General features: G+C 51.1%; 25 protein-coding genes. 18 read left to right on the forward strand and 7 right to left on the reverse strand.

Annotated features, from left to right (window positions below):
* The first annotated feature begins 237 nt into the window (after nt 1-237).
* Both FDX19_RS18630 and FDX19_RS18635 read left to right on the forward strand, forming a co-directional pair.
* Complete coding sequence (locus tag FDX19_RS18630) at nt 238-2,490, forward strand: autotransporter outer membrane beta-barrel domain-containing protein (protein ID WP_137383869.1); 2,253 nt, start codon at nt 238-240, stop codon at nt 2,488-2,490.
* Between the two features lie 244 nt (nt 2,491-2,734).
* Complete coding sequence (locus FDX19_RS18635; RefSeq protein WP_137383870.1) at nt 2,735-3,301, forward strand: alpha/beta hydrolase; 567 nt, start codon at nt 2,735-2,737, stop codon at nt 3,299-3,301.
* Between the two features lie 89 nt (nt 3,302-3,390).
* Here the strand turns inward: FDX19_RS18635 and FDX19_RS18640 are convergent, their stop codons facing one another.
* From FDX19_RS18640 to FDX19_RS18660, 5 genes are read right to left on the reverse strand one after another with little or no spacing between them, the layout of a single operon-like run.
* Nucleotides 3,391-4,479 (reverse strand): HNH endonuclease, encoded by a 1,089-nt coding sequence (locus tag FDX19_RS18640; protein WP_137383871.1) that lies wholly within the window; start codon nt 4,477-4,479, stop codon nt 3,391-3,393.
* Complete coding sequence (locus tag FDX19_RS18645) at nt 4,479-6,269, reverse strand: restriction system-associated AAA family ATPase (RefSeq protein ID WP_137383872.1); 1,791 nt, start codon at nt 6,267-6,269, stop codon at nt 4,479-4,481. Before FDX19_RS18645 ends, FDX19_RS18640 begins: the two co-directional genes overlap by 1 nt.
* Nucleotides 6,266-7,819 (reverse strand): restriction endonuclease subunit S, encoded by a 1,554-nt coding sequence (locus FDX19_RS18650; protein ID WP_137383873.1) that lies wholly within the window; start codon nt 7,817-7,819, stop codon nt 6,266-6,268. The genes FDX19_RS18645 and FDX19_RS18650 overlap by 4 nt, the downstream gene beginning before the upstream one ends.
* Nucleotides 7,816-9,480 (reverse strand): type I restriction-modification system subunit M, encoded by a 1,665-nt coding sequence (locus tag FDX19_RS18655; RefSeq protein ID WP_137383874.1) that lies wholly within the window; start codon nt 9,478-9,480, stop codon nt 7,816-7,818. Before FDX19_RS18655 ends, FDX19_RS18650 begins: the two co-directional genes overlap by 4 nt.
* 14 nt (nt 9,481-9,494) lie before the next feature.
* The gene (locus FDX19_RS18660) at nt 9,495-12,293 is read right to left on the reverse strand and encodes a DEAD/DEAH box helicase family protein (protein ID WP_137383875.1); all 2,799 of its coding nucleotides are present in this window, start codon (nt 12,291-12,293) and stop codon (nt 9,495-9,497) included.
* A 604-nt stretch (nt 12,294-12,897) separates the two neighbouring features.
* On the opposite strand from FDX19_RS18660, the gene FDX19_RS18665 reads away from it, so the two are divergent.
* Both FDX19_RS18665 and FDX19_RS18670 read left to right on the forward strand, forming a co-directional pair.
* Complete coding sequence (locus FDX19_RS18665; protein WP_001287071.1) at nt 12,898-13,596, forward strand: PFL_4669 family integrating conjugative element protein; 699 nt, start codon at nt 12,898-12,900, stop codon at nt 13,594-13,596.
* Nucleotides 13,586-14,080 carry a DUF3158 family protein gene (locus tag FDX19_RS18670; RefSeq protein WP_000981784.1) on the forward strand — a complete coding sequence of 165 codons (495 nt, stop codon included), beginning with the start codon at nt 13,586-13,588 and terminating at the stop codon, nt 14,078-14,080. Before FDX19_RS18665 ends, FDX19_RS18670 begins: the two co-directional genes overlap by 11 nt.
* Nucleotides 14,081-14,128: 48 nt before the next feature.
* Here the strand turns inward: FDX19_RS18670 and FDX19_RS25175 are convergent, their stop codons facing one another.
* Nucleotides 14,129-14,278, reverse strand: a complete 150-nt coding sequence (locus FDX19_RS25175) for a hypothetical protein (protein ID WP_001149395.1) — start codon at nt 14,276-14,278, stop codon at nt 14,129-14,131.
* 366 nt (nt 14,279-14,644) lie between these two features.
* Here FDX19_RS25175 and FDX19_RS18680 point away from each other — a divergent pair, with 366 nt between their 5' ends.
* From FDX19_RS18680 to FDX19_RS18730, 11 genes are all read left to right on the forward strand, one after another.
* The gene (locus FDX19_RS18680; RefSeq protein ID WP_001291904.1) at nt 14,645-15,061 is read left to right on the forward strand and encodes an STY4534 family ICE replication protein; all 417 of its coding nucleotides are present in this window, start codon (nt 14,645-14,647) and stop codon (nt 15,059-15,061) included.
* 120 nt (nt 15,062-15,181) lie between these two features.
* Entirely contained in the window at nt 15,182-15,646 is a 465-nt protein-coding gene (locus tag FDX19_RS18685) for a response regulator (protein WP_137383876.1), read from the forward strand.
* Complete coding sequence (locus FDX19_RS18690; protein ID WP_137383877.1) at nt 15,639-16,247, forward strand: hypothetical protein; 609 nt, start codon at nt 15,639-15,641, stop codon at nt 16,245-16,247. Before FDX19_RS18685 ends, FDX19_RS18690 begins: the two co-directional genes overlap by 8 nt.
* A 6-nt stretch (nt 16,248-16,253) precedes the next feature.
* Entirely contained in the window at nt 16,254-16,904 is a 651-nt protein-coding gene (locus FDX19_RS18695) for a TIGR03759 family integrating conjugative element protein (protein ID WP_137383878.1), read from the forward strand.
* Complete coding sequence (locus FDX19_RS18700; protein WP_137383879.1) at nt 16,880-17,413, forward strand: lytic transglycosylase domain-containing protein; 534 nt, start codon at nt 16,880-16,882, stop codon at nt 17,411-17,413. The genes FDX19_RS18695 and FDX19_RS18700 overlap by 25 nt, the downstream gene beginning before the upstream one ends.
* Complete coding sequence (locus FDX19_RS18705; protein ID WP_137383880.1) at nt 17,410-17,817, forward strand: integrating conjugative element protein; 408 nt, start codon at nt 17,410-17,412, stop codon at nt 17,815-17,817. The genes FDX19_RS18700 and FDX19_RS18705 overlap by 4 nt, the downstream gene beginning before the upstream one ends.
* On the forward strand, nt 17,814-19,847 hold the full coding sequence (gene traD / locus FDX19_RS18710; RefSeq protein WP_137383881.1) for a type IV conjugative transfer system coupling protein TraD: 2,034 nt from the start codon (nt 17,814-17,816) through the stop codon (nt 19,845-19,847). The genes FDX19_RS18705 and traD overlap by 4 nt, the downstream gene beginning before the upstream one ends.
* On the forward strand, nt 19,810-20,076 hold the full coding sequence (locus FDX19_RS18715; protein ID WP_117271960.1) for a hypothetical protein: 267 nt from the start codon (nt 19,810-19,812) through the stop codon (nt 20,074-20,076). Before traD ends, FDX19_RS18715 begins: the two co-directional genes overlap by 38 nt.
* Nucleotides 20,076-20,759, forward strand: a complete 684-nt coding sequence (locus FDX19_RS18720) for a TIGR03747 family integrating conjugative element membrane protein (protein ID WP_137383882.1) — start codon at nt 20,076-20,078, stop codon at nt 20,757-20,759. The genes FDX19_RS18715 and FDX19_RS18720 overlap by 1 nt, the downstream gene beginning before the upstream one ends.
* Before the next feature lie 130 nt (nt 20,760-20,889).
* Nucleotides 20,890-21,663 carry a type IV toxin-antitoxin system AbiEi family antitoxin gene (locus FDX19_RS18725; RefSeq protein WP_137383883.1) on the forward strand — a complete coding sequence of 258 codons (774 nt, stop codon included), beginning with the start codon at nt 20,890-20,892 and terminating at the stop codon, nt 21,661-21,663.
* Complete coding sequence (locus FDX19_RS18730) at nt 21,656-22,573, forward strand: nucleotidyl transferase AbiEii/AbiGii toxin family protein (protein WP_137383884.1); 918 nt, start codon at nt 21,656-21,658, stop codon at nt 22,571-22,573. The genes FDX19_RS18725 and FDX19_RS18730 overlap by 8 nt, the downstream gene beginning before the upstream one ends.
* 378 nt (nt 22,574-22,951) lie before the next feature.
* On the opposite strand, the gene FDX19_RS18735 is transcribed toward FDX19_RS18730, so the two are convergent.
* Nucleotides 22,952-23,614, reverse strand: a complete 663-nt coding sequence (locus FDX19_RS18735) for a hypothetical protein (protein WP_082997182.1) — start codon at nt 23,612-23,614, stop codon at nt 22,952-22,954.
* A gap of 145 nt (nt 23,615-23,759) precedes the next feature.
* Here FDX19_RS18735 and FDX19_RS18740 point away from each other — a divergent pair, with 145 nt between their 5' ends.
* Genes FDX19_RS18740 through FDX19_RS18750 form a run of 3 tightly spaced genes read left to right on the forward strand, consistent with a single transcriptional unit; the run spans nt 23,760 to nt 24,645 of the window.
* Complete coding sequence (locus FDX19_RS18740; RefSeq protein WP_137383885.1) at nt 23,760-24,071, forward strand: RAQPRD family integrative conjugative element protein; 312 nt, start codon at nt 23,760-23,762, stop codon at nt 24,069-24,071.
* Nucleotides 24,068-24,301: a TIGR03758 family integrating conjugative element protein gene (locus tag FDX19_RS18745; RefSeq protein ID WP_137383886.1), complete on the forward strand. Its 234-nt coding sequence runs from the start codon at nt 24,068-24,070 to the stop codon at nt 24,299-24,301. Before FDX19_RS18740 ends, FDX19_RS18745 begins: the two co-directional genes overlap by 4 nt.
* A 17-nt stretch (nt 24,302-24,318) precedes the next feature.
* Complete coding sequence (locus FDX19_RS18750; protein WP_137383887.1) at nt 24,319-24,645, forward strand: TIGR03745 family integrating conjugative element membrane protein; 327 nt, start codon at nt 24,319-24,321, stop codon at nt 24,643-24,645.
* Nucleotide 24,646 lies beyond the last annotated feature (1 nt).

Below are 24,646 nucleotides of genomic sequence, written 5' to 3' on the forward strand. Positions count from 1 at the left end.
ATAATTCAAACCATCCGGCGCACACGACATCGATATGGAAAACACGTTGATGCCATTGGCATCACATCAGTCCCTATCAATTCACCACCAATCAATAGGCTAAAGGGTGATGCCACTGGCATCACATCAATGCCCCATCGCATTCCGCTAAAATTTCCCCGTCCCATATACAAAACAATCTGTTCGCCCCTCAGGGATTTCCCCAGACTTCAGCACTATCGCTACAGGGAGATCCTAATGAAACTCGCCCCTTACTTGATAACACTGACGCTGCCGTTTATCTCGTTATCTGCCAGAGCGGACTACCATACCCAGATTAACGCCGGAAACTCTGTTTCTGGCGATATTGTTGATGGCTCAAAGGGTAATCAGCATGTCTATGGCACGCTGACTAACTCCACCATCACTGGCCCCTATGCCTATAGCTACGTTGGCGATGGCGGGCAAACCAATCACATCACTGTTACCGATCACGGTGAGCTATTTCTGGAACCGGGCGGCAGCGCTTATGACACACAGATAACCGCCAATGGAGATCTACAGGTGAACGGTTATGCTGAAAACACCTATGTGGATAGTGGCGGACAGGTTTACGTTAACGCTGGAAATAATGGCGTTGAAGATCCAGAACAAGGCGGCCAGATTGTGAATACTACCGTCGGCGCTGGCGGCCTGGTCGTTAATCGCTACGGCATCGACACGAATACGGTTATTGAAGCAGGTGGCGAACTGGATACCGGCTGGAACTATCCTTACGAAACTCGTAACACTGCCTTTTCCCGTGATGCCGTTATACAAAGCGGTGGTATTCAGCAGGTCAGCAACGGCGGGACAAGCGAAGGTAGCAAGGTCAATGATGGCGGCACATTAATCGTCACCGGCACATGGCACTACAATGTCGTCACCGACAGCCAGCCTTCGGCCTGGTATCGCGGCACCGCAGATGACACTTTGGTTTACGGCGTGATGCAAAATCAGGGCGGACTCGATGAAAACACTACGGTGCAGTCCGGCGGGCAATACACGCTGAGCGGTTATGGCCTCTCCCACCAGCTCATCATTGCCCAAGGCGGCAGTGCCCAAATAAATGATGGTGCTCTGGATAGCTTCTGGCTTTATGGGCTGATGAACGTCAGCAGCCAGGCAACGCTGACAGGTACAGGCGTAGTGGGTAACAGTAGCGAACTGGTACTTCACGAGGGCGCAAAAACCTCCGGCCTGACCTTAGCGCTGGATGGCGTACTTTCCCTACAAAACGGCAGTGATGCTAGCCCGCATAATTATCAGATTACAGGTCTGGAGATGGATGGCGGTACAGTGCTGTTTGACTCAACCTCCTTCGCCGCACAACAGGGCGATATGATTAACATCTCCGGGGAAGCCAACGGCGATTTTGGGATCTGGATAAACGACACAGGCGAATCCCCCACTGATCCGCAATCGCTACAGGTCGTACAAACCGGAGGTGGAGACGCGCAGTTTACGCTGTTGAACCCAAACCAGCAGGTAGATATCGGCACCTGGGAATATGGACTCACTCCCGACGGTCAGGGCAACTGGTCACTGACGCCACAGGCAACTCCCACGCCATCAACTGAAGCCGTTCTGGCGATGGCAAACGTCGCTCCCACCATTTTTCAGGCCGAAGCCAGTGCGCTGCAAACCCGCCTGGACGTTACTCGTTCCCGTCCGCATCAGGGAGAGCTATGGGTGCAGGCGCTAAGTAATCGCTTTGACGTTAACCGCACAGGCAATGCAGCTTATCGCCAGCGGCTCGGTGGGCTGATGATGGGCTATGACAAAAACCTTCCTCGCCAGACTGGCCTGCTTACACTCGGTATTGCAGGCGGCTACAGCCGTTCCGATCTTGATCTCGCCAATAACAGCGATGGCTCAGTGGACAGCTACAGCGCCGCATTATACGCCAGCTATTATGATCAAAGCCGTTTCTGGCTGGACGGGATGCTGAAAGGCAATCTGTTTAACCAGCACCTTAATGCCCGCATGAGTTCCGGCGGCCATGCTGACGGCAGTTACACTATCCCCGGTCTGGGTAGCAGCCTGGTTGCCGGGTATAACGCCAGATTTGCCAACACCACCCTCTCCCCCTTTGTCGGTTTCACTGGCTTCATCTCACAAAGCGATGATTACTGGCTGTCGAATGGAATGCAGGCACATCCCGGCACGGCTAAATCCGCGCTGGGGCAAGTTGGGTTTAGGCTGCGCCAGAATATGGCAACTCGTCATGGGATGCAGTTCGTTCCGTGGCTGAAAGTCGCGCTGGAGCAGGAGTTTGTGCATAACAACCCGGTCAGGGTTAATGATGATAATTTCAATAACGATATCGCCGGAACACGAGGAAGCTACCAGGCTGGCATCAGCGCCGCTCTCACGCCGCACACGCATATTTACGCCAGTATCAATTACGAGAAAGGTGATGGGATGGAGTCGCCGTGGACCGGGAATGCGGGTTTCAGCTACCGCTTCTAATAACGCCGTAAAACTTCAGCAATAAACACCACTTTGTTCCATAAAAAGGTCTTAGTATCGATATACGCCCCATTAATGGAACAAATAGGCCCTTTGTTATGGCAATGGTTCAACTACCTCTTTTAACCTGGTCCAGTAATATACTGGTGAAATTTTCAACTTCGCGTTAGTCTGAACAACCAAAAATAGACTGTCCAACAGTCTGTCAGTCTGCCAAACACCTCATCGTCAACGCTGGTAACTCATGGATAAGAAAAGGCTTTTTATCGTACATGGTTTTATGGCAAAACCTTCAGATCACTGGTTCCCGTGGCTAAAATGTGAAGCTGAAAAACAGAATATTGACGTTATTATTCCTGAGCTTCCCTCCCCTGAATCCCCTGTGCTATCGGAGTGGCTTGCTGTTTTGCGGGATTCCGTAGGCAAGATAGATAACAAAACATGGTTCGTCGCCCACAGCCTGGGATGTGTGACAATACTTCGGTTGTTAGCACAACTAACGGTAAATGAGATGCCAGCGGGTATTATTCTTGTTTCCGGGTTCAATGAGACACTCCCGATATGGCGACAACACGGCCTTTCAGAAATGGATGCATTCATCTATCCTCCGCTAGAAATGGGGCAGATAGTTAACGGAGTAAAACACCGCTATGTCATTGGCTCATTAAATGACACCATCGTGCCGACGGAACTAACGCTTAAACTAAGTCAGCAACTCAATGCCCCCTTCTATGCGCTTCCCGATTCAGGTCATTTTTTAGGTGACGATGGTATCAACGAATTACCGCTGATTTTGCAACTATTAACATAGCCATTGCAAGATAGGCCCACCTTTTCCTCATTAGATTGTAGTGGGCAGACGGTGTTTGAGCATAAAGATGTCGTCAAAAGAGACGTTGTTCATCGCCCATCAGTTAAAAGGCCAACAGCCTCACATGCTTCAAGGAAGGGTTTTCTTAAAAAATTGCAGTCGGCGTATGGTCGCGTTCGAGTCTGCCGCGCTAAAGCAGTCAGAAAATCAGAGGGATTTCGTCCGTCCTCTCTCCATTCGTCAAGCACTTGCGTCAGCCAGTACTTACCATCATTTTCCCCGCAGAGTTTAGCTTTGTAGCGTTCTTCAATACCGTAAATATCCTTCCACGTATCGATTTCTTCGGCGACAGCATCTGGACCAAATTGCAAGGCGATATCGTTAGGTGCCAAATTTTCTATGTCCGAAGTTTGCAGTGTAACTTGTAACTCGATGGCATGTGTCACAGGTTGATATGGATAGAAAACCGCGCGACGACGAACTGCTCCCGCAGGATCTTTTGGCGTGTAGGCTGGGTTCTTACTGGTCTTATAACTACTGTTGCAATAGTGGCAGGCAGGCACGAGATTACGAAAGTTTATAGAATTAAAAGGATACAATGCCTTTGGCAGATAATGGTCGTAAGCTTCGCGTTTAGTATGGTATTCGCTAAGTAAGTCACTGATACCACAAAACGGGCATTTCCCAACTTTATTGATTTGCACGAAGTTCTTGTAATGATCGTCAATATCACCAATCTTGGCGCGCAAAGCAGCGAGATCCAGCAATGACTGCGAGTATAATCCTTTGAAAAATGTACCGAGCTGTTCTGACAGCTCTTTATGGTTCACAGCTATATCAGCGTAACGGGCTAGTTGTGTATTCGGCGTATTGGCACATACCTTTTCCAGATTATTATTCCCTTGGTACCACCGTTTAAACTGAGCTGTTTGCTTTCGCGAGAGCTGGGCGAAACTCTGAAAAATAGATTGAACTTGACTTGAAAAACGATCTCCTGCTGCAGTGTGGTCATAGGCAAAAGAGATCATTATCTCTTTAAGTGGTGGATTAGCATCAAATAGAGTCAAGTCATACCCATCTAATTTCCTCGCTCTACACCATACTTGATAGAAAATGAAATTGATAAACCGCTGCATTCTCTCCATTTGATGTGGTACATAAGTGTAAGTAAACAACATTAGCTTTGCCCCTCCTCGCTGTCTTGTGCATTCTGTCCAAGAATCGCATTGATCAACAACAGTTTTTCCACCGAGTCGCCTAATTGCTGGTGAATTTCGGTAATAAGAAATTCCCTATCCTCTTCACCAGCCTCAAAGCGTCGGCGCAGATCTTCCAGCAGGGCCTGTGCATAGCCACCGATAGTTTCGCGTTTGCCAAAAGTGTTCATAGTGATCTTGTTGATTGAAGCACCAAGTGTGTTGTAGTCCGGGTGGTTAATGCTGACAACGCCAGTTGTTTCATCTTTGCTGAATACCAAAACCTTGTCCGGCTTACTATCTGAAATCAGAAACGGTGTATGAGTTGTGATCAACATCTCTTGCCCCACAGCACTTTGATCAGGTAAGCATTGACGCAGGCGGGAGATGAAACTGGCTCGCCAATGTGGATTAAAGTGGGTTTCAGGCTCATCAAGCAGAAGCAAGCAGTTTGTGTCACGGAATAGCACACACAGACCAAGGCTATGCAATAACTGGTGTTCGCCATCCGATAGCTCTTTGAGGAGCATCGGCTTCTCGACACCTATCTTCCTGAAATAGAAATGTTTAAAGCGCATGATTCGCTCATCAGATGCTAGCGTCGGTACTGTTTCACTAACATAGTGACTGGTTGAAGAGTATAAATCCGACTTAAGCGAATCACTTACAACATACAGGTTAAGAGCTAACAACACCTGAAACGCCTGGAATAGAGCCAATGGTGAACCGTCGAAATTTTCACGGAAGGCTTGCTTAGTTGCCTCATTAACCCGGTAATCTAAGATTAGCGTATCAGTAACTTCATCGACGTAACTCAAGGTAGCGCATCGCTGTAATGCATTAATCATTAATGAAGATCTTTCGTCGCCTTCCAGTAAATGGGTAATATTTAGACGATAATGGAGTAATCCCTGTTCATCGATATGGAACTGTAGAGCGGGATTACTATTGACTATGTCTTCAGGTAACTGGTATTGATTTTCATCTTCACTGGCAAAAGCAGTAAGTTGTTCTGGCCGAAGTCCAACACTACGACGAACGATAATGCGGAATTCCTGCAGTGAGTCAATACCCACATCCTCGCGGAAAGGCCGCAAACTATCCTCATCGAGAAACAGCAGATTGCACAGCAGGATGGCCTGGCTGAATCCGTTATCAAGATATGCAAGTCTGGTTTCTGGGTGACCGGGATATGGAAGTTGCTGGGTAAGTGCGTTGTAGTACTCATCAAACTGTACAAAACGCATCTTAAAAAAAGGAAGACTAAGGATTTCGTTCTCGCCTGAAGAGTAACCGAGCACATACTGGGGCAAGAGCATATCAATATGGCTACTAGTGAATGATTCATTTATGTCCGAACCAAAGTCACTTTGGTTTTCCCAAAGAATGCGCACCGTTTCACCGGCATTTTTCCTAACATGCACTTTTGCCCATTCGGGACTGTTAGAGCTACGGTATTCAGGAAGGACTCGAATCAAATAGTCTAGCTCAAAGGAAATGGGTGAAAGATCCAGAGTATCATCTTGCAATGCTTCAGGAAGAAAACTACGACGCACACGCAGAATTTCCAGCTGAAAGAAGATTGCAGCCAGAACTTCAAGTAAGTTGGATTTACCGCTGCCATTCGGTCCGGCGCAGACGAAGGGGGCAAAGTGGTCAGCTTTTGCGAATTCATCCTGCAAATTCCACTCCGTGCGAAAATGGTGCTCAAAACCGCAGGGCAGGCTGCGAAAGCCTGCCGGGTCGGTGATCTTCAGACGTAGTAGTTTCATATCAGACCTTGCTCGATAACAGACTTGAGCTCAATACAATTGCTTGCATCGTCAAACACCTGGGACAATTTGCCGGTCGCCACCGCCTCGAATACCCAATCTTTGATATGTTCAAAGTCGCTTGTACCCAGCACCAAATCGTTGTCTGGATGAATCTCAGCCAGCCGACTCTGTGCCAGCTCCATGAATTGTTGTAAGGAAAACGGAGTGTCAGCAAGTTGCGTACGATAGGCTTCCAGCCATTCTGTAATCAATGCCTTGCGAGCCTCAGCATTTTCCAATGCAGCCAGAAGATTATCAGTATCGGGTAAATGAATGGCAGGCACGGTTTGTACAACGGGGGCGGGCATGGTCGTTTGGTCTCCGAAGGGAACAGCGGTAATATCTCGAGTAGACGGTTTTGGCATCGGCACTCGTGATAGATCAAGTTCGCCCTTGAATACCTTTTGGCCTAATGCGCCGTAGAGACACTCCAATTCAACGAGACTTCGCTGGTAATCAGATTTGAGGATTTCAATCTTTTCAGCAATGGCGACAAATTGGTTTTGAAGGTCCTCAGGAGGTTTCGGTATAAACAGCTTCTCCATGGAAACAGAATCGAATTTTCTAGTACCGTGTCCTGCCGTAGAGATGAGCTTTAACAGTTGACGCTTAAGGGATTTTAAGCAGTTCAATAAATAGACGACATTAATGTCTTTAACTGGTTTAATTGCTTTCATATCCTGATTAATGGCGATATCGACAGAATTGATCGCAACAGGAAAAGAATGAGCAAGTATCATTCCCCGAACAACTATCAGTAAGTGATTCGGAGTAATTCGTTTTAGGGATGTCTGCTCAAAAACCGTTTCAGAAATGTGGTCGATCGCATTGTCAATTTTTGTCGTCTTCATATCCTTCGGGCTAACCCAGGGAAAGTCTCCATTCCAGAAGTCGTCCCTACTCTTACTAGGTGTACCGCCGCTGATAAATTTGCCTACTTTGTGAAACGGCACAATATCCCAGCCCTTATCATTCCGTACCGGATCGCCAAACAACTCCAGAAAAACGCTTTCAAGTAGGCTATCGAGTTGTTGCAGATGCTGTTTGCGCAGAGCGATCATACCTTCTATTTTGCCAAGCAGATAAACAACCCTAGTTTGATAGTCGAAATCAGGTTGTCCATCTTTGTAGGGTATTGGTATTTTAACCTCTTTGAGAAACTTGAAATGTCTACTATAACCTGCTTCTTTGATTGGGACTGAGCGTAAATAGTAGTACACGTAGCGCGCATCAGCTATATTCGGATCTACCCAAAGAGCTTTGGCTCCATCAGCCCCGAGTGCTATAGGGTCATTTTCATATTTCAGAATCCGAGTGTGGTCACCAAAAATCAATATTGGACGTAATTGTTCATTAATAAGTCTATCATCGTCAGTATAGCCAGCGACAGGCTCTTTACTCTGGTCAATGATTTTGTATCTGCCACTAGTAAGATAATTGGATGCCTTAATTTTTCTGAACTTAGAAGTGGCATCGGTGATAACAGTAGAAAATTTATGCCACTTCATCCTAATATCCTTTTCAACTCTAGCAACTCCTTCACAATACCATTCTGCACAGTGGTCAACTCTGCTTCGTCTATGTCGCCAACTTCAGCTTGAATCAGACGTTCCAGAATAATTCTAGGAGGCTCATAGCTCACTTCTTCGAATACATCTTCTTTATAACGTGAAAGGGAAAGATCGAAGTTGTTCTTCTCATCCGCAATCTCGCTGTACGGTACCATAAAGTACTTCGCGGTTCGGTCGGTGTCGGTCCCCGCATCGCGGTTGTGGTACTTAGTGATGATGTCTTGCAGGTCACCATAACCTTCCTGCTTACTACGCTTATCGTCCAACGAGTAGCCATCAGCGGCCATTTCATAAAACCAGACGTGTTCGGTAGCAGGTTTCGTAATGATTTCTTTGGCTCCCCAGACCTTGGTGAACAGTAAAATGGCGGTACTGACTCCAGCGTAGGGTTTGAACACACCACTAGGCAGGGTGATGATGGCTTTAAGATCGCAGCGTTCCATCAACGTTTGCCGCAAATCTCTGAAGGCTTTGCCAGAACCAAACAGCACGCCCTGCGGCACGATCAAGCAGGCAGTACCGCCTTTTTTCAACAAGCGATAGATGTTTTCAACAAACAGCAGTTCGGTCTTAGTAGTGGTCAGTTGCAAGGCTTCGTTAATGTCACCTTTATCGATACTACCGGTAAAAGGTGGGTTGGCTAGCACGATGTCGTAGGCGGATTCTTCGTTATAGCTTTTGCTCAGGGTGTCCTGGTAGTCGATATTAGGTTCATCAATACCGTGCATCATCAGGTTCATCAATCCCAGGCGCACCATAGTAGCGTCGATATCGTAGCCGTACAGGCTTTCTTGCAGGACTAATTGGCGCTTTTCATCAAATGTTGCGGCAACTGAGGTGCGGATAAAACCATCTTCATCGGGTACAAGGTTCCTAGTACCAGCGTTGATAGCCAACTGGGTAACGATGTATTGATAGGCGCCCAGCAGAAAGCCCCCAGTGCCACAGGCCGGGTCGATAATGCGGTGACCCAGTTGCGGCTGCACTAGCTCGGCCATCATCTTGATGATGTGTCGGGGAGTACGGAACTGACCGTTCTTGCCTGCGGTAGCTATTTCCGAAAGCAACATTTCATAAACATCGCCCTGGATGTCCTGGAAGGCCTGCCCATGCTCTTGTGAGTCCTTTTCCATCACCGCAAAGATGTCGTCGATAGTCTTCACTGCCTCTACCAACAGCGCCGGTTTGGGGATGATGAACACGGCGTTTTTCATGTGGTGGGTAAAATTGGACTCCGCACCGTTCAGGTCTTTCAGGAAGGGAAATACCTTGCCCTGTACGTGCTGCAGCATCTCCTCTGCCTGCATACGCTTAAATTCGCTCCAACGCAGCGTACGTTTGTCAATGGGACGCTGCTCCGTCACAGGCCAGTTGCGCTCCTCAGGCGGAATCCAGGTACCTTCAAACCTAGAGGTGTATTCTTCATTCGTCCACTCAGCATCGGCCTGCCGCTTTTGATCCAACTCATCAAGCCGTTTCATGAATAGCAGGTAGGTAATTTGCTCTATGGCAGTAAGCGGATTGCTGATGCCACCGCTCCAAAATTTGTTCCAAAGCAGGTCGATTTTAGATTTTAGTTCAGGATTGTTTTGTAACATGGTATGGCCTGTTTTTAGGCAGCTAACCATTCGGTAAGCTGTAAGATCTCTTGGATTTCAGCCGGGCTGAACACGCCGCGGATGCCTTTTGGATGGATGACCGTGAAGGGGGCGTTAATTAAGTCTTTCTTCTCCACCCTTTCGCGATCAACAATGAAGTTCTTCAATAGTTCAAGGAACTCCATCTGTCGGCTGCTGAGCGTAGTGTGGACACGGATAAACTGGTCGAAGGCTGCACTAACCTCATCAGGAAAGCTTTTGAGCACTTCGATGCCGAGGATATGGCGGATGAACTGAACGAAACGTGCCTTGCGGTTCTTATAGACTTGACGCAGCAGGTCTTCAGTAATGTGCGGATGCTCTTCATGCAGCAGCTCAGCCAGTTCATTGGCCTCCTGACTACTAACCGCATCACCGTTCTTGATTTTCTGTAGCACCGGATTGTGCTCAGTCAGCTCGGCAATCAAAGTTTCGACCATTTCACGGTAACGGGTAACGCTGACGGCTTCGTGCTGCGGCCCAAATTCCACCCATTCTTTCTTATAAAGCTCATCGGCCAAATCAAGCTGAGTTTGCTCCTCGCCTCTGGATTTTTCACGGAACTTCATCAAAGGGCCGAGCCTGGCAACTATAACATCGAACGCATCCTCATCGGCTTTGGCCCAGTAATGATTAGTTTGTGCCGTGCGGATCAGGACCTCTTCTTGTTGTACGAAGCTAACTGACAGCGGTAATTCACTGATCTGCTCGACGATACCTTCTTTGAGCGTTTCGGCTTGTTCTTTATTTTCATCGAGCACAGCCAGCGAAAATTCGAGCAGGTCGCGCTCAAAGCGCATGGCCTTGAAGTCGACCTCAGAAACAGTGCGGAACAGAGGTTTGATTTCATCACGTAAGAATTCCAGTCGATCGTGGCTGAGATTAATCCAGAAGTTGTCATCCTCCAGCCGCGCCAGAGCTGCGACAGCCTCCTTGATTACGACCGACTCTTTGGGCAACGCTGCAATCTGCACACGAACCTTAGCAATTTCACGACTGGCAATATGGGCATGACCACGGTCATAAGCCTTCTCGATCTTATCAAGCCGCAAGCCGAACAAACGCACTGGCAATGGCAATTGCGGTTTGAGTTCTTTGCCTTTTGGGTTGAGCTTGAAGTATTCGAAGTTGTCCCAGCAGTCGAGGATCAGGAACATATCCTTTTCAAGGCACCAAGGCTTGAGTTTGCTGGTTTCCAGCAGGCGCGTGCCGCGCCCAACCATCTGCCAAAACTTGGTGTAGGAATAGACTGGCTTGGCGAACACAAGGTTGACGATTTCACGTACATCAATACCGGTGTCTAGCATATCCACGCTGATGGCAATGCGCGGCATATCATTGTTAGTGAACTGATCGAGAAGGCCACCTTTGCCATAGACACGTGGGTCTTCCGACACCAGCACCTTAGCCAGTTCTCCGTGGTATTGCGGATAGAGCTTATCGAAAATATCTTCCATACGCCGGGCGTGGGCCTTGGTGGCACAAAAAAAGATTGTTTTACCGGGCAGAACTCCGTTGGCATCTTTAATTGCCTCTTCCATGAACTCGCGGACGATCAGGGTATTGGTACCCTTATTAATCACCTGCTTTTCAAGCTGGGTTCCCTCAAAGTTGATGTCTTCGACATCCTTGCCTTGCAGGATCAGCTTTTTCTGGTCTTCCAACGAAATAGTGCGTTTGCTGATGCCTTCCATCTGGAATTTGGTCTGAATCTTCATAACCTGAAAATTGCAGAGATAAGGCGGCACGTGGTTTACAGCCTCTTCATAGGTATAAGCGAACGTGGGAATACCGTCTTCGCAGTGAAATAGCTGGAAGGTATTGTGGTCGATAATATCAGTTGGCGTGGCAGTCAGCCCCAATGTGATGGCTTTAAAATAATCGAGTACTTCGCCGAAGGTGTTATAGATCGAGCGATGGCTTTCATCAACGATGATGAAATCGAAGAAGTGCGGCGACAGGTGCTGCACATCATCCCGGATGATGTTGAGCATTGTCGGGTAGGTCGCGACATATATGCGACGGTCTGTAGCAATCAGCTTTTCACCCACATTTGGCCAGCGCGGTTCATTCGGCAAGTGCTCTTTGAAAGCTGCCAATGCTTGCTCACGCAAAGCGATGCGATCCACGAGAAATAATACCTTTTCAGCATGTCCGCCACGCATCAAAGCATCAACCATGGCAATGCAAGTGCGCGTTTTGCCTGTGCCAGTGGCCATAACCAAAAGAAAGTCACGCCTTTTTTGTTCAATACCTTCAAGCACCGAACGAATAGCACGAATCTGGTAGTCACGACCAGCAATTGAGGTGTTAATGAATTCCTGCGTCAGCGGCTTTCGATTGCGACGGATGTATGCAAAGCGTTCCAAATCGTCTCGCGTGGGGAAGCCTAAAACCTGACGCGGCGGTGCGTTTTCTAGATCCCAGAAATAAAGTTCTTGCCCATTGGTGTAAAAACAGAAGGGTAGCTCACCACCCACTTGCTTCTGGATGTTGTAGCAATACTGCTTCGCTTGTTCACGGCCCAGAGACGCATCTTTACTTGTGCGCTTAGCTTCGACTACAGCAAGTGGTTTGCCATCTTTCCCTAACAGCACATAGTCACTGTACTGATGCCCACCAAACTCATAGTGAGGTTTAGCTACACCTTCTGATTGATTAGTGAGGATATCGAATTCTTGCACAACCTTGGTTGGATCTTGTACATCCCACCCAGCAATGCACAATTGATTATCGATAACAGCAATCCGAGTTTCTTTCTCAGAACTTTGCATATCTCTCACATCTCCACGAAGATCCCATATGAGCAGATTTTTTGCTCTAACGCTCTATGCCAACTTATCACATGAAAAAAAATAACATGCAATTCAATTGCATATGAAAAAATCAGCATGTTAATATAAATTTATTTTTTTGATAGACTCTAAAAAAAAACATTCAAAATTTAACAATCCACTTTATCACTCAGTAGAAACAAACTACCAATCTGTATGAATTGTACCTATCTTAACATTAACCCTTAATGAAGAACGATGTCCGATGCATAAAGATCGGTATGACATTTCCGCAAAAGCTCTAAATGCCGTAGTCATGTTGAATAGACGATTGATCTTTTATCAAAGCATCTTCAGCTTCGTTAAGGGAAGGAACAGATGGCGGGAGCCTTCAGACTGGCAATCTAATAAGTGACAAATATTGATGCCACTTGAATCACACCAACACCTATCAATGTCCACCAACCGATAGGCAAAAGGGTGATGCCAGTGGCATCAAAATTTCCACCAAACAATCTTCCCGCCTGCATTTTCGTTTTCCCATTGCTCACAACCCCTCACGCCATCACTCTGCGCTGACACCCATCCGCAACAGGAAACACATATGTCGGACTACACCTTCAACATGGGTCCCCTGCGTAGTGCGATCCATATTCAGCTTCACACTCACAACGCCACCCGGCTGTGGACCGGGCGACGGGCAACTGAGAGTGGCCCTGCGCCAATCATCGGAATGCCGCGCTTTATCGAAATCCTTAATCAGATGCGCATTGCCGCAGAACATAACGATCCTTACGCCGATCTGTGGATGCTGCGCATGGAAGAGAAACTGGTACAGTCGCGTAAATTGATGCAAGTGATGCTGGATCAGGCAAAAGCCATGTTCAGCGAATTGCCGGAAGGCATCGATATCGAAAACTGCTTCAACGTGCAGCCCGCCCGCTTTCCGCTGTTTATCAACGCTCCACTGGCCTATCAGGGCGTTTATCTGCTGACCGACTTCGACCAGCTCGCACGCCAGCTTCTGCTGGCCTCGCATATCGCCGTCATCTCCCGCAGGGAAATGCACAACCGGTTAAATAATGGCGCAACGGTTATTCGCAGCGCCTTCGGTCTGGCGCAGAAATATCACGGCTCCGGGCTGACCCGTCAGGATTTTATCGACGATACACCACAGGCCAGAGCCGCCGTGGAACGTTTAGGCCCGTTGCCGGAAGCGATACTGAGCGGCAAGCTGCGCTCATCGTTTTCATCACCGCTGCCTGGCAAGACCGACAATCCCGGAGCTGCCGATGATGAATAACTCCATAACCAGCTATCAGTCGCTGGCTGATGAAGACTATAAAATGCTGGCTTACGTCTCCTCGCTAAAAGGCCTTTTAAAGCCTTTTAAGAGTAAGGGGGAGTTGGAGCTGCTGGAGAGCAATGCACGAAGCGTGCGCGAGATGATGGAGCCATTGATGCAACGTCTAATCCAGAGCGCCAGACGCTACCCCGTGCGCCAGCTTCCGCTGATATTCACCATCGGCCCAGCCCCTTCCGGCGCGAACTTCCTGCGCTGGCGCAACCAGCAGAACAACAAATCCGGCACTCCGGCATTCTGCAACCTGATTGGCAATCCCAAAATCCCGCAACGTGCCAGAGATGCCCTGCTGGAAATCGAGCGGGATCGCATTGTGTTCAATATGCAGATGTCGGTACTGACCTTCATTATCCGCCAGGCACGGGAGTGTCAGGAAAAAATGGAACAGGCAGAAATGCTGTATCAGGGGCAACAAAATAGCTGACGCAGAACATGAGTTGCAGCACGACACCAGGCGGCTACGCCATTACCCTCACGCCATACCCAACAGCGCGGTTTGTTTTGCCTGTTCGCGCTCGTGACGCTCCCGTCGCGCAAAACAACCTTTACGCTCCTGTTCAGTATCATTCCGGGTGGATAGCCAGGCGACAGCCGTCTCGCTATCCGCCCGGACCGCCTGCATTTTTCCGGTGCCCACCGGATAACAACGGGATCCGTTTGTGCGCAAGCGCCAGTTATTGCGATTTACACTGCTGACAGAAATCGCGCGTAACCCTACGCGGCCAGTGCCCCTTCAGCCCGCTGCACCTTAACAGCCTCCGTGCGGAATACGGTATTTAAGGTGCAGCAAACAGAATATCGCCTCGCAATTTCCCTTCCCCCTCGTTTAAATCCCCTTGCTTACCTGGTAGTCGGAACCTGCACGCTACCCGCCGTAAGGCGTGGTTCCAAATCCTTTTAATTGCGCAGCATCACACAGGCGCATCCCTTTCACCCGATGCACTCTGCACATCACTTAGCGCCGCGTTCAGCCACGCGGGAGGATCCTATGAGCGAGAAAACTTACTTCAATCTGTACACCAGCGGTCTGGGTTACGTTAACCGTGTCCGCACCGTCACCCCAAAACGCGGCGAGCCCTTTTTATGCTGTGATATTGCCGCATTAAGCGGGGCTGCCGATGACGTGGACTATGTCCGCTTTGACTGCAAAGTCACCGGCAGCGAAGCGCGTAAGCTGATTGCCCGCTGCGAGCAGGCGGTCAATGAAAAGCGCAAGGTGCTGATCCACTTCCGCCTGGGCGACTTATACGTCGATATGTTCACCTACAGCAAAGGTGAGCGTAAAGGCGAAACGGGCGTCAGCCTGAAAGCCCGGCTGCTCTATATTGGCCTTGTCAAAATTGACGGTGAAGTCGTCTGGCAGGCCGGAAATCAGGAAACAGAGGCAGAAGATGATGCCGCCTGAATTTTCATTGCGACGCCCGCTCCGGGCGTCTTTCTTTCACAACCGAAAAACAATTTCGCGTTGTTTGCCTTCTCACCATTGCGCACCCTCTGGCTATTCCTCACCAGATTCAGAGAGACAATGGCGCGAACAACGGGAATGGTTATCACACTGCTGATGCTGGGCGGCTGCAACTCGCCGCAACAGCCCGCTGTGCCTGCGTCAAAACCAGCCACACCACCCGCACCTGAAGTGGTGCGCTATGATCGCTACCTGCTGATTAACACCCGCCCTAACGAAGCCCAGCGCAACCCGCTGCACCAAATCGTCAACATCAACCTGCCGCTAAACCTGAAGCTCACCGTTGGCGACGCCCTCGCCTGGTTGCTGAAACAGAGCGGCTACAGCCTGTGCGCCGATGACCATCCAACACAGTTTCTGGCAGGAAAACCGCTGCCGCTCTCGCAATACCGGCTCGGCCCGATGCGGCTGGAAGAGGCGCTAAAAACGCTGGCCGGGCCGGGTTGGCTGATGCAGACAGATGTACTGAACCGCGAAGTCTGTTTTCACCTGAACACGCCGGGAACGGGAGACCATCATGCTTAAACGTCTGGCCTACCTGACTACCGGCGCAGCTCTCCTGCTCCTGGCGGCGGCGATGTTCTGGGGCTTCAACCGCCTGAATACCCTAGCGCTGGCGCAACAGCAGACACAACGCCAGATAACACAGTGGCGCGACCAGCCGCAGCCGGACAGCGATTACCACGAGCTGAAGGTTGCCGTAAAAAACATCACCGATCGCACGGAAGCCCTTGCCAGACAGCTTAACGATGCCACCAGCACTCAGGCCGAACGACTTAACCCCATTAACGAACAGCTCAAAGAACTGAAGGGACAAATCCAGACCCTCAGCACCAGTTATCAACACCTGCAACAACAGACCGCCACGCGCAGCCGCGCAAAGGCAAAACGTCCCGTCACAACTCCGCTTTGGGCCGCAAAGGCCCCTTTTTCTCTTATCAGCAGCGAGTTCCGCGCCGGGCGGCAGTTCGCCGTCATCGCGCCATCCGGCTATCGCTCGCTCTCACAGCTTCAGCTTGTTGCCCCCGGCGACAGCGTGCAGGGCTGGCAACTGCTGCAACTGGAAGGCAGCCGCGCCACCTTCAGCAAGGGCGGCCACCAACTGACGCTGAACGCCGGAGGATAAACCGCAATGCACAGATACCTGTTGCAGTTCCTTTTGCTACTGCCGCTGTATGCCAGCCCGCAGCAAACCCGTATTGAAGAACAGACCATTACCTACACGCAGGCGCAGCAGTGGGGATTAACCGACAGCGAATGGCAGCACTACCAGCAACTGCGTCAGGGCGAGCGCGGCATCTGGTCGCCGGGACTCGATCCCCTTACCACCCTTGGTGTGGAAACCAACAACGACACCGAACGCCAGCACTTCGCTGAGCTGCTGGCCCGTAAAGAGCATCAACGGGTGGAGAAAGAGCTGGCGTTCCAGCGTGCCTACGATCAGGCATGGAAGCGGCTTTACCCGACGCTGACGCCCATTCGCAGCGTCGTCCAGCCACGTCTGGCGCTGTTCGTCAGTGAAAAATGCCCGGCCTGCGAGACGCTGGCGCAAAAGCTTATCAACGACGACCGTCCGCTGGACATCTGGCTGGTCAATAGTCGTAACGACGATGCCAGCCTGCAACGCTGGGCGCAGCGCCAGCATATTGATATGCGCAAGGTCGAACGCGGGCAGATAACGCTTAATCACGATAACGGGCGCTGGCAACGCCTCGGCGGCGGAAAGCTGCCGCTATTGCTCGAACAACAGGGGGAGCAATGGCATCCCGTCTCTGCGCCCTGATAGTCGCTCTGCTCATCAGCGCTCACGCCTGCGCCGTGCCGCCGTTGTATGCACAAATCGCCCGTCAACAGCAGATTCCGGCGGAACTGCTGTACGCGGTGGCCCGCGCTGAAAGCGGCATCCGTCTGGCACAGGGGCTACATCCGTGGCCGTGGACGCTGAATATTGCGGGAACTGGATACCGTTATCCCAGCCGTTCTTCAGCCTGCCAGGCATTACTGGCCTTCGCCCGCACCCACAGCCTGAAGCGTATCGACGCCGGGCTGGGACAGGTTAACCTCGGCTGGAACGGGCAGTGGTTTCCCTCGCTGTGCGCCAGCTTCGATCCAGCGGACAATCTCACCGTCACCGCCCTGCTGCTGCGCCAGCACTACAACGCCTCTCCCGGAAGCTGGCTGGACGCTGCCGCCCACTACCACCATCCTGCCGGAGGCAAACCCGCCGCCGTTTACCGCCGGAAGATCAGCCAACAAATCCGGTTACTCTCAGCATCAGGGACGTCGCCATGAAACACCTTATTCCAGCCATGCTGCTGTTTACTGCCGCCGCGATTGCCGGACCTGCCGTTCCCATGCAGGCGCTGGATGAGGCCAGGTTACTGCCGGTCATCACTCACAATCTGCATCCCGGTCAGCAACCGCGTCTGGCGCTCAACCTGCCGGGAATGACGCCGCTGTTTTTAATCGGCGACGATCCACAGTCCACAGAATGGCTGCGCCAGCACCGGGACGCATTAAAAACCCTGCACGCCACCGGGCTGGTCGTGAACGTTGCCACACTGGCGCGGTTGAATGCCCTGCGGACCATCGCTCCAGCGTTAACGCTGCTGCCCGTCAGCGCCGACGATATGGCAAAACACCTGCCCATCACCGCGTATCCGGTGCTAATCACCGACAAGGGGCTGGCACAGTGAGGCTCGATTTTATCCTGCGCCCGGCGGTGGAGCTTTACAGCGCCAGCTCGGCCCTGCTGGCGGCAGTATGGTGTGTTATCGCACCGCAGACGTTCCTGCTTACTCCCCTTTCTGGATGGCTGCTAGCGCTGGCATTGCTTTCACTGTCTGCCCTGCGGCTAAAACAGGGAGTGCGCATCCTGCGCTTTCGCCGCCGCGTGCGTCATCTGCCACTCTGGACGCTCTCCTCCAGCCGCATCCCATTATTGCCCGACGCCCTGTTTCTCGGGCGCGGCTTTCGCTGGCTGCCCACGCATACCCAGCGGCTGTATCTGTGCCGTCTGCCACAATGTGAACACTGGCTGCGCACGGACCGTCCTTCCGCCAGCGGCGGCGATCCGTTGCTTCATGGGGTAGAACTGTGCGAAGGCCGCGTCACGCTGCCGCTGCGTGACCGACCGGGGCATACGCTGGTCCTCGGCACCACCCGCGTCGGTAAAACCCGGCTGGCGGAACTGCTGATTGCCCAGGATATCCGCCGTGGCGACACGGTGATTGTTTTTGATCCCAAGGGTGACGCTGACCTGCTGCGGCGCGTCTGGGCGGAAGCACATCGCGCCGGGCGAGAAAGCGTCTTCTGGCTGTTCCATCTCGGCTGGCCGGAGATCTCTGCCCGCTACAATGCCGTCGGACGTTTTGGCCGCATCTCGGAAGTTGCCAGCCGCATCGCCGGGCAGCTCTCCACCGAGGGCAACTCCGCCGCCTTCCGCGAGTTTGCGTGGCGCTTCGTCAACATCATCACCCGCGCCCTGGTGGCGCTGGGCCGGCGCCCAGATTACGCCCGCATCGCCCGCCACGTCATCAATATCGACAAATTGTTTATCGACTACGCCCGCGTCTTCCTGCCTGGCCACGACCGACAGGCATGGGATAACGTGGTACGGATTGCCGGTGGCATCACTGAGAAAAACACGCCGCGTAACCTTCAGGGACGGGACAGCTACGTTGTCGCGCTGGAGCAGTACCTTTCCACCACCCGCCTGCATGACCCGATCCTCGACGGCCTACGTTCTGCCGTGCGCTACGACAAAACCTATTTCGATAAAATCGTCGCTTCGCTGTTGCCGCTACTGGAAAAACTGACCACCGGGAAAATCGCCCAACTGCTGGCCCCGGACTACGGCAACCTCAACGACCCGCGTCCGGTATTCGACTGGCAACAGGCGATTCGCCAGCGGGCGATTGTCTATGTCGGGCTGGATGCGCTATCCGATGCGGAGATTGCCGCCGCCGTCGGTAACTCGATGTTCGCCGATCTGGTCAGCGTCGCCGGGCATATCTACAAGCACGGCGTGATGGACGGTCTGCCGCAGGCGGAAGAAAAAGCGGCCATTAACCTGCACTGCGATGAGTTCAGCGAACTGATGGGCGATGAATTTATTCCGCTGATCAACAAAGGCGGCGGCGCAGGCGTGCAGGTCACGGCCTACACCCAGACGCTCTCCGATATCGAAGCCCGCATCGGCGATCGCGCCAAGGCGGGCCAGGTAGTCGGCAACTTCAACAGCCTGATCATGATGCGGGTACGGGAGACCGCCACCGCCGAACTGCTGACCAAACAACTGCCGCAGGTAGACATGCTCAGTAACAGCGTCAGTTCCGGCGTCACCGACAGCGCCGACGCTCAGGGCAATATCGGGTTTTCCAGCAACACCCAGGATCGGGTGAGTAGCGTACAGGTGCCGTTACTGGAACCTGCCTCGCTGGTCCAGCTCCCCAAGGGTCAGGCATTTGCTCTGCTGGAAGGCGGCCAGCTCTGGAAATTACGTATCCCGTTACCAGACGCAGCACACGATCCGCTGATGCCGGAAAACATCGCGCAAATCGCCCGCTATATGGAAAAACAGTACGACAGTGCTCCCGTATGGTGGAACCGCCCGGAGACAGTTGTAACGGCGAAAAACGACCCTATTTTATGGCTGAACGACAGCGAAACCACGGAGAACCAAACCGATGATACCCCGGACACACCGCCAGCTCGTGAGCGTTGAAGTGATGTGGCCTGCGCAAACGCTGCCCCTTCCCCTGCAACAGGCGGTGGAAGCGCTGACGCAGGGAGAGACACCCGACCAGATTATCGCTCGCATGAATTTACAGGGCTTTCAGGCATGGCGCGAAGCTACATCACCGCAGGATGAACACGATATTTTTCAGGTACGACTGGATGAGGCTCACGAGGCGCGATTCCTCTGTCGCTACGTTACGCTGCCGCTGCACTGATGCCCGAGCATGTTCCGTCAGGACCAGTACGCCGTCCTGGACTGCTCGGCTGGATTGCATTGTTACCCGGCGTGCTGGCTGGCTTTTGCCTCGGCGCATGGATGCTGGCAATAGCGCTGGAGTGGCTGGGCGATGCGTTTTTCTGGCGGAATACCTGCGCCAGCCACAGTGAACAGGTATTACAAGCGACATGGCATTGGTGGCGGAGTTCTGCTGGCGCACCGGTGTGGTTAGTAGAAAATCTGGCCCTTATCAGCGATACGTTGCAACAAGGGAGCGCGGCGCTTATTGCTTCCCTTAATGGTCAAAGCGGATTGTTCTGGACAGAGGCGGTCACTACGGTAATCCGCTGCGCGTTACTGTCTGCGAGTAACGTCACCCTAACCTTTTTGCTGCGGCTGGCGATTTTGTTGCAGGCTCTGCCGCTGTTTGCGCTCACCATTACCATTGGCCTTATCGACGGGCTGGTAAGACGCGACTTACGGCGGTTCGGCGCAGGCCATGAGTCCGGTTTTGTGTATCACCATGCCAGACGTATGATTTCATCCAGCTTGATAGCGACGGGACTGGTGTGGCTGGCGGTGCCGATTTTTCTTGTACCAGAGTATATATTTATACCAGCGGCAGCAGGGATTGGGCTGACAGTATCCATGACCGGCGGATCTTTCAAAAAATACGTTTGATGTCATCATTTCCAGCCCAACTGATACAACTCTCGCTGGCAATGTTTATGCTGCGACAAACACCGTACATTGACTTTTCACTCACTAAATAGTTTACTTTTTTTATTATAGTTACACTCTGAGTGAATCTATGACATCAAAATTAAACTGGCTGTTGCAAAACACCTCTCCGGGAAGCCTGGTTTTACAATCGTGGCTGACCCGGAACAACATATCGCCTTCTCTGGCCTTTAAATACGCGCAAAATGGCTGGTTAATAAAACTACGGGCTGGCGTTTATGCGCGCGCAGGACGAGAATCAGACTGGAGTGATGCGCTATGGTGTCTGCAAAGCCAGCTTGAAGCGCCGGTACATCTGGCCGGACTGAGCAGTCTCTCTTGGCAGGGCCGCTCCCATTACCTACAACTTAAGCAGAATCAATGCTGGCTTAGCGTTGAAAACAAAGCGATATTGCCCAAATGGTTTAAAGAATTTCCCGGCGTTGAGTGGCTGATGGTATCAGCTCTGAAGCTTCCTCAACTGGACGAGAAGTACCGAACCGAGCTTGAGGTTAAAGGGAAAAAAATAACCGCCAGCGTACCAGAACTGGCAACCTATGAGCTGTTAAGCGCAGTCCCTCAGGAAATCTCATTTGAGCACGCTGCCGAGCTTTTTCAGGGGCTGGTCAATCTCAACCCACGTAAAGTGGAGAAGCTGCTTACGCTCAGCCAGTCCGTACAAACCAAGCGCCTGTATCTGTTTTTCGCCAGTTTCTATGAACATGCATGGTTCAAACGCGTGGATACCAGCAAAATCGACCTAGGATCGGGCAACCGACAAGTCGTTGTAAATGGCAAGTTGAACACGCAATACCAGATAACTGTGCCCGAAAATTTTACTAAGAAGGGAATAAGCCATGGATAAAACCTCCCCTTACTACCGCCAGGTCACCCTGCTGGTGCGAGCATTACCCTATGTCGCTAACGAGCCCTGTTTTGCGCTGAAAGGCGGAACGGCGATCAACTTATTTATCCGTGATTTTCCCCGCTTGTCCGTTGATATCGATCTGGCCTACATCCCGCTGGAAAGCAGAGAGGTCGCGTTGCCCAACGTGCGAGAAGCGCTCACCCGTATCGCCGCTGAACTGGAAGCTCAAGCCGGGATCCGTGCAGTGCTGCAAACCCATAATCCCGATGAGATGCGCATCATTGTCACCACTGACGACGCGCAAATTAAAATTGAAGTCTCGCCAGTTGCCCGGGGAACGTTGTATCCACCACAAGAACGCGACGTCGTCGAAGCCGTGGAGGAGGAATTTGGCTTTGCCGCGATCCCAGTGGTCTCACTGCCCGATTTATACGGTGGCAAGCTATGTGCTGCGTTAGATCGCCAGCATCCCAGAGATTTTTACGACGTCAAAATGCTCCTTGATACACAAGGAATCGACCGCGCTATTTTCAATGGTTTTATCGCTTACTTGCTCAGCCATAATCGCCCCTTGTCCGAAGTGCTTAGCCCACGCTGGAAGGATATTACTGAACCCTTTCAAAATGAATTCAGCGGTATGACTTTTGAGGAGGTATCACTGGAAGAGCTAAGAGAGGTCCCGGAAAGAATGCTCAGCGCGTTGAAAGCGCATTTCACTCAACAAGATTTCGACTTCCTGATGTCATTTAAACGCGGAGAGCCTGACTGGAATTTAGCACCAGAGCCCCACATTCAGAATTTGCCAGCCGTTCAATGGAAGCTGCGCAATATTGGCCGGATGTCAGAGGAAAAGCGCGCGCTGTCACTGGAGAAACTGGAAAAGGTCATGACAGAATGGCTAAGTTAGTTTATTAAATTCAGTATAGTTACACCAATAGTGAAACTATAGCATTTTTTATAAACTAGCAAAGCCGTATCGGGATCCATTGCCTCCAGCACTTAAAACCAGGATTGCTATTGACCTCGCAGGAGATCTGGTTTGCCAGAACCTGCGGCGCTTTGGCACAGACCATTAGTCCGGGTTGGTTTATCACCATACCAAGCATATGCTCAGCTCCAGCCTGGCTGGCAACGGGATTGGTATGGTTGTCAGTGCCAGTCTTTCTCGTCCCAGGGTATGTTTTGATGCTGAGGCCGACGGGAATTGGGCTTGCGTTATCTGTGTCGCGTGGGGCTTTCAAAAATATATATGATCGCCCCTTCAACGGTGAATTATTCAGATGAATTATTCAGATGAATTATCAGATTGAGTCTGTAGTATGTCGTTTAATAACTTGCATTCTTTAGGTCGTGGTATCAAATTTGCGAAAGCAATAAAAAATAGAAACATCATCGCAGCAACCAGATATAGGACTAAATGTCCCCAAACAGGAATTTGTTCATGCCTGTAAATGGATAACACTATTAATAGAACAGCAGACAACAGAAACTGGAACGAGAACCAACCATACACACTGTTCTCAAACCAGTAAGATGCTCCTTTCTCAAATATAAGAACCTTGTCTTTGATTAACAAAAACGAACGGAATTTTTTAAAAAAATCGCCTGAGATTAAATGACTATTACTCTCCAGCAATCGCCAGATAATTCGTTGCCTTGCGACATCAGAAATACCTGTTATGCGATAACCAATTATTCTCTTAATGTCATTTTTTATGCAAACATTAACTTCATCAGGAAGCTCATGGCTATCAAGAAGTCTCTGTAATTCATTTAACTTAGAGTTTCTGACCTCATTAACGAATCCAATAATCCCTCGAATTTTCCAGATAACCAGCGCCAATGGCCCGGCAATAAAAATAAATAGTAGAATTTGCTTTACCTGCAATGCCCCACTTGAAACTGCTGCGGTAAGCCATCCATTCACGATATCGAGTATTTTATCCATAACCTGTTCCCCAAAAAATGAAATCGTATATGAGGATAAAACAGCGTTACATAAACTTGGTAATCGAATTTTCAATTTCTGGCTGAAATCTTCTTGCAGATCGTTGCATGGTACTCAATAAACCAGAACTGAAGAAAAGCCGTTTATGCGAACCATCACGACAATTGTCATAAGCCTGTTTATAACGAAATCCGCTCTCGCAGCCCCCCTCACCGAGCGCGAAGAGCTAACCCTGTCCCTCAGCCAGCTTAGCCAAATCGAAGCCTCGCTCCACCGCGCCCAACAAAGCGCCAGAACCGATATCAACGAGCGCTATTACTTTGACTATCCGCGTATCCACGGCGATATCACCACCCTGCGCAGCGGGATAGAACATTACCTCACGCCAGCTCGCGCCCAACCGCGAAATACGGCGACGCTCGTCGGGCAATACCGTGAGGAGAAAACCACGCCATGACCCCCGAACAAATCAGCGCCTTCCAGGCTGCCAGCCTGGTGAAGTCCGATGCCGTTAGTCTGGTGATGCTCGGCCTGTTCAGCGCCTTTCTGCTGCTGTGGGTGGTCTGGGTGCTGAATGACGCCTACCGTGGCGTGGCAACCGCGCGGCTGAGCTGGCGAGCGCTGGGCAGCATCAGCGGGCGAACCATCTTACTGCTACTAGTCAGCTTCTGGCTGGTACTGAGTTAGCAGCTTCAGGAGGCATTATGAAAAAATGGCTATTCAGAGTGCTGCTGTGGCTCCCGGCCCTGCCCGTCCGGGCCGATCTGCCAGAGATGGAAGATCCCTCACGCGGTCAGGGCGACGGCATCATGGAAACCTTGCAGAACTACGGCTATGACATTGTGATCCTGATGACGCTGGGCATCTGCGCTGTGGGCTTTCTGGTGGTCGCCAACAACTGTATCGCCACCTACTCCGAAATTCAGGGTGGGCGTAAGCAGTGGAAAGATTTAGGCGCAATGGCGGGCGTCGGCGCAGTTCTGCTGGTGATCACCATCTGGTTGCTCAACCAGGCGTCGGACATCCTGTAAG

It is taken from the genome of Citrobacter sp. wls619 (assembly GCF_005281345.1).
Taxonomy (GTDB): Bacteria; Pseudomonadota; Gammaproteobacteria; order Enterobacterales; family Enterobacteriaceae; genus Citrobacter.

Coding starts and splice junctions, on each gene's coding strand:
- FDX19_RS18630 (WP_137383869.1), top strand. CDS start 238: ATGAAACTCGCCCCTTACTTGATAACACTGACGCTGCCGTTTATCTCG.
- FDX19_RS18635 (WP_137383870.1), top strand. CDS start 2,735: ATGGATAAGAAAAGGCTTTTTATCGTACATGGTTTTATGGCAAAACCT.
- FDX19_RS18640 (WP_137383871.1), bottom strand. CDS start 4,479: ATGTTGTTTACTTACACTTATGTACCACATCAAATGGAGAGAATGCAG.
- FDX19_RS18645 (WP_137383872.1), bottom strand. CDS start 6,269: ATGAAACTACTACGTCTGAAGATCACCGACCCGGCAGGCTTTCGCAGC.
- FDX19_RS18650 (WP_137383873.1), bottom strand. CDS start 7,819: ATGAAGTGGCATAAATTTTCTACTGTTATCACCGATGCCACTTCTAAG.
- FDX19_RS18655 (WP_137383874.1), bottom strand. CDS start 9,480: ATGTTACAAAACAATCCTGAACTAAAATCTAAAATCGACCTGCTTTGG.
- FDX19_RS18660 (WP_137383875.1), bottom strand. CDS start 12,293: ATGCAAAGTTCTGAGAAAGAAACTCGGATTGCTGTTATCGATAATCAA.
- FDX19_RS18665 (WP_001287071.1), top strand. CDS start 12,898: ATGTCGGACTACACCTTCAACATGGGTCCCCTGCGTAGTGCGATCCAT.
- FDX19_RS18670 (WP_000981784.1), top strand. CDS start 13,586: ATGATGAATAACTCCATAACCAGCTATCAGTCGCTGGCTGATGAAGAC.
- FDX19_RS25175 (WP_001149395.1), bottom strand. CDS start 14,278: ATGCAGGCGGTCCGGGCGGATAGCGAGACGGCTGTCGCCTGGCTATCC.
- FDX19_RS18680 (WP_001291904.1), top strand. CDS start 14,645: ATGAGCGAGAAAACTTACTTCAATCTGTACACCAGCGGTCTGGGTTAC.
- FDX19_RS18685 (WP_137383876.1), top strand. CDS start 15,182: ATGGCGCGAACAACGGGAATGGTTATCACACTGCTGATGCTGGGCGGC.
- FDX19_RS18690 (WP_137383877.1), top strand. CDS start 15,639: ATGCTTAAACGTCTGGCCTACCTGACTACCGGCGCAGCTCTCCTGCTC.
- FDX19_RS18695 (WP_137383878.1), top strand. CDS start 16,254: ATGCACAGATACCTGTTGCAGTTCCTTTTGCTACTGCCGCTGTATGCC.
- FDX19_RS18700 (WP_137383879.1), top strand. CDS start 16,880: ATGGCATCCCGTCTCTGCGCCCTGATAGTCGCTCTGCTCATCAGCGCT.
- FDX19_RS18705 (WP_137383880.1), top strand. CDS start 17,410: ATGAAACACCTTATTCCAGCCATGCTGCTGTTTACTGCCGCCGCGATT.
- FDX19_RS18715 (WP_117271960.1), top strand. CDS start 19,810: ATGATACCCCGGACACACCGCCAGCTCGTGAGCGTTGAAGTGATGTGG.
- FDX19_RS18720 (WP_137383882.1), top strand. CDS start 20,076: ATGCCCGAGCATGTTCCGTCAGGACCAGTACGCCGTCCTGGACTGCTC.
- FDX19_RS18725 (WP_137383883.1), top strand. CDS start 20,890: ATGACATCAAAATTAAACTGGCTGTTGCAAAACACCTCTCCGGGAAGC.
- FDX19_RS18730 (WP_137383884.1), top strand. CDS start 21,656: ATGGATAAAACCTCCCCTTACTACCGCCAGGTCACCCTGCTGGTGCGA.
- FDX19_RS18735 (WP_082997182.1), bottom strand. CDS start 23,614: ATGGATAAAATACTCGATATCGTGAATGGATGGCTTACCGCAGCAGTT.
- FDX19_RS18740 (WP_137383885.1), top strand. CDS start 23,760: ATGCGAACCATCACGACAATTGTCATAAGCCTGTTTATAACGAAATCC.
- FDX19_RS18745 (WP_137383886.1), top strand. CDS start 24,068: ATGACCCCCGAACAAATCAGCGCCTTCCAGGCTGCCAGCCTGGTGAAG.
- FDX19_RS18750 (WP_137383887.1), top strand. CDS start 24,319: ATGAAAAAATGGCTATTCAGAGTGCTGCTGTGGCTCCCGGCCCTGCCC.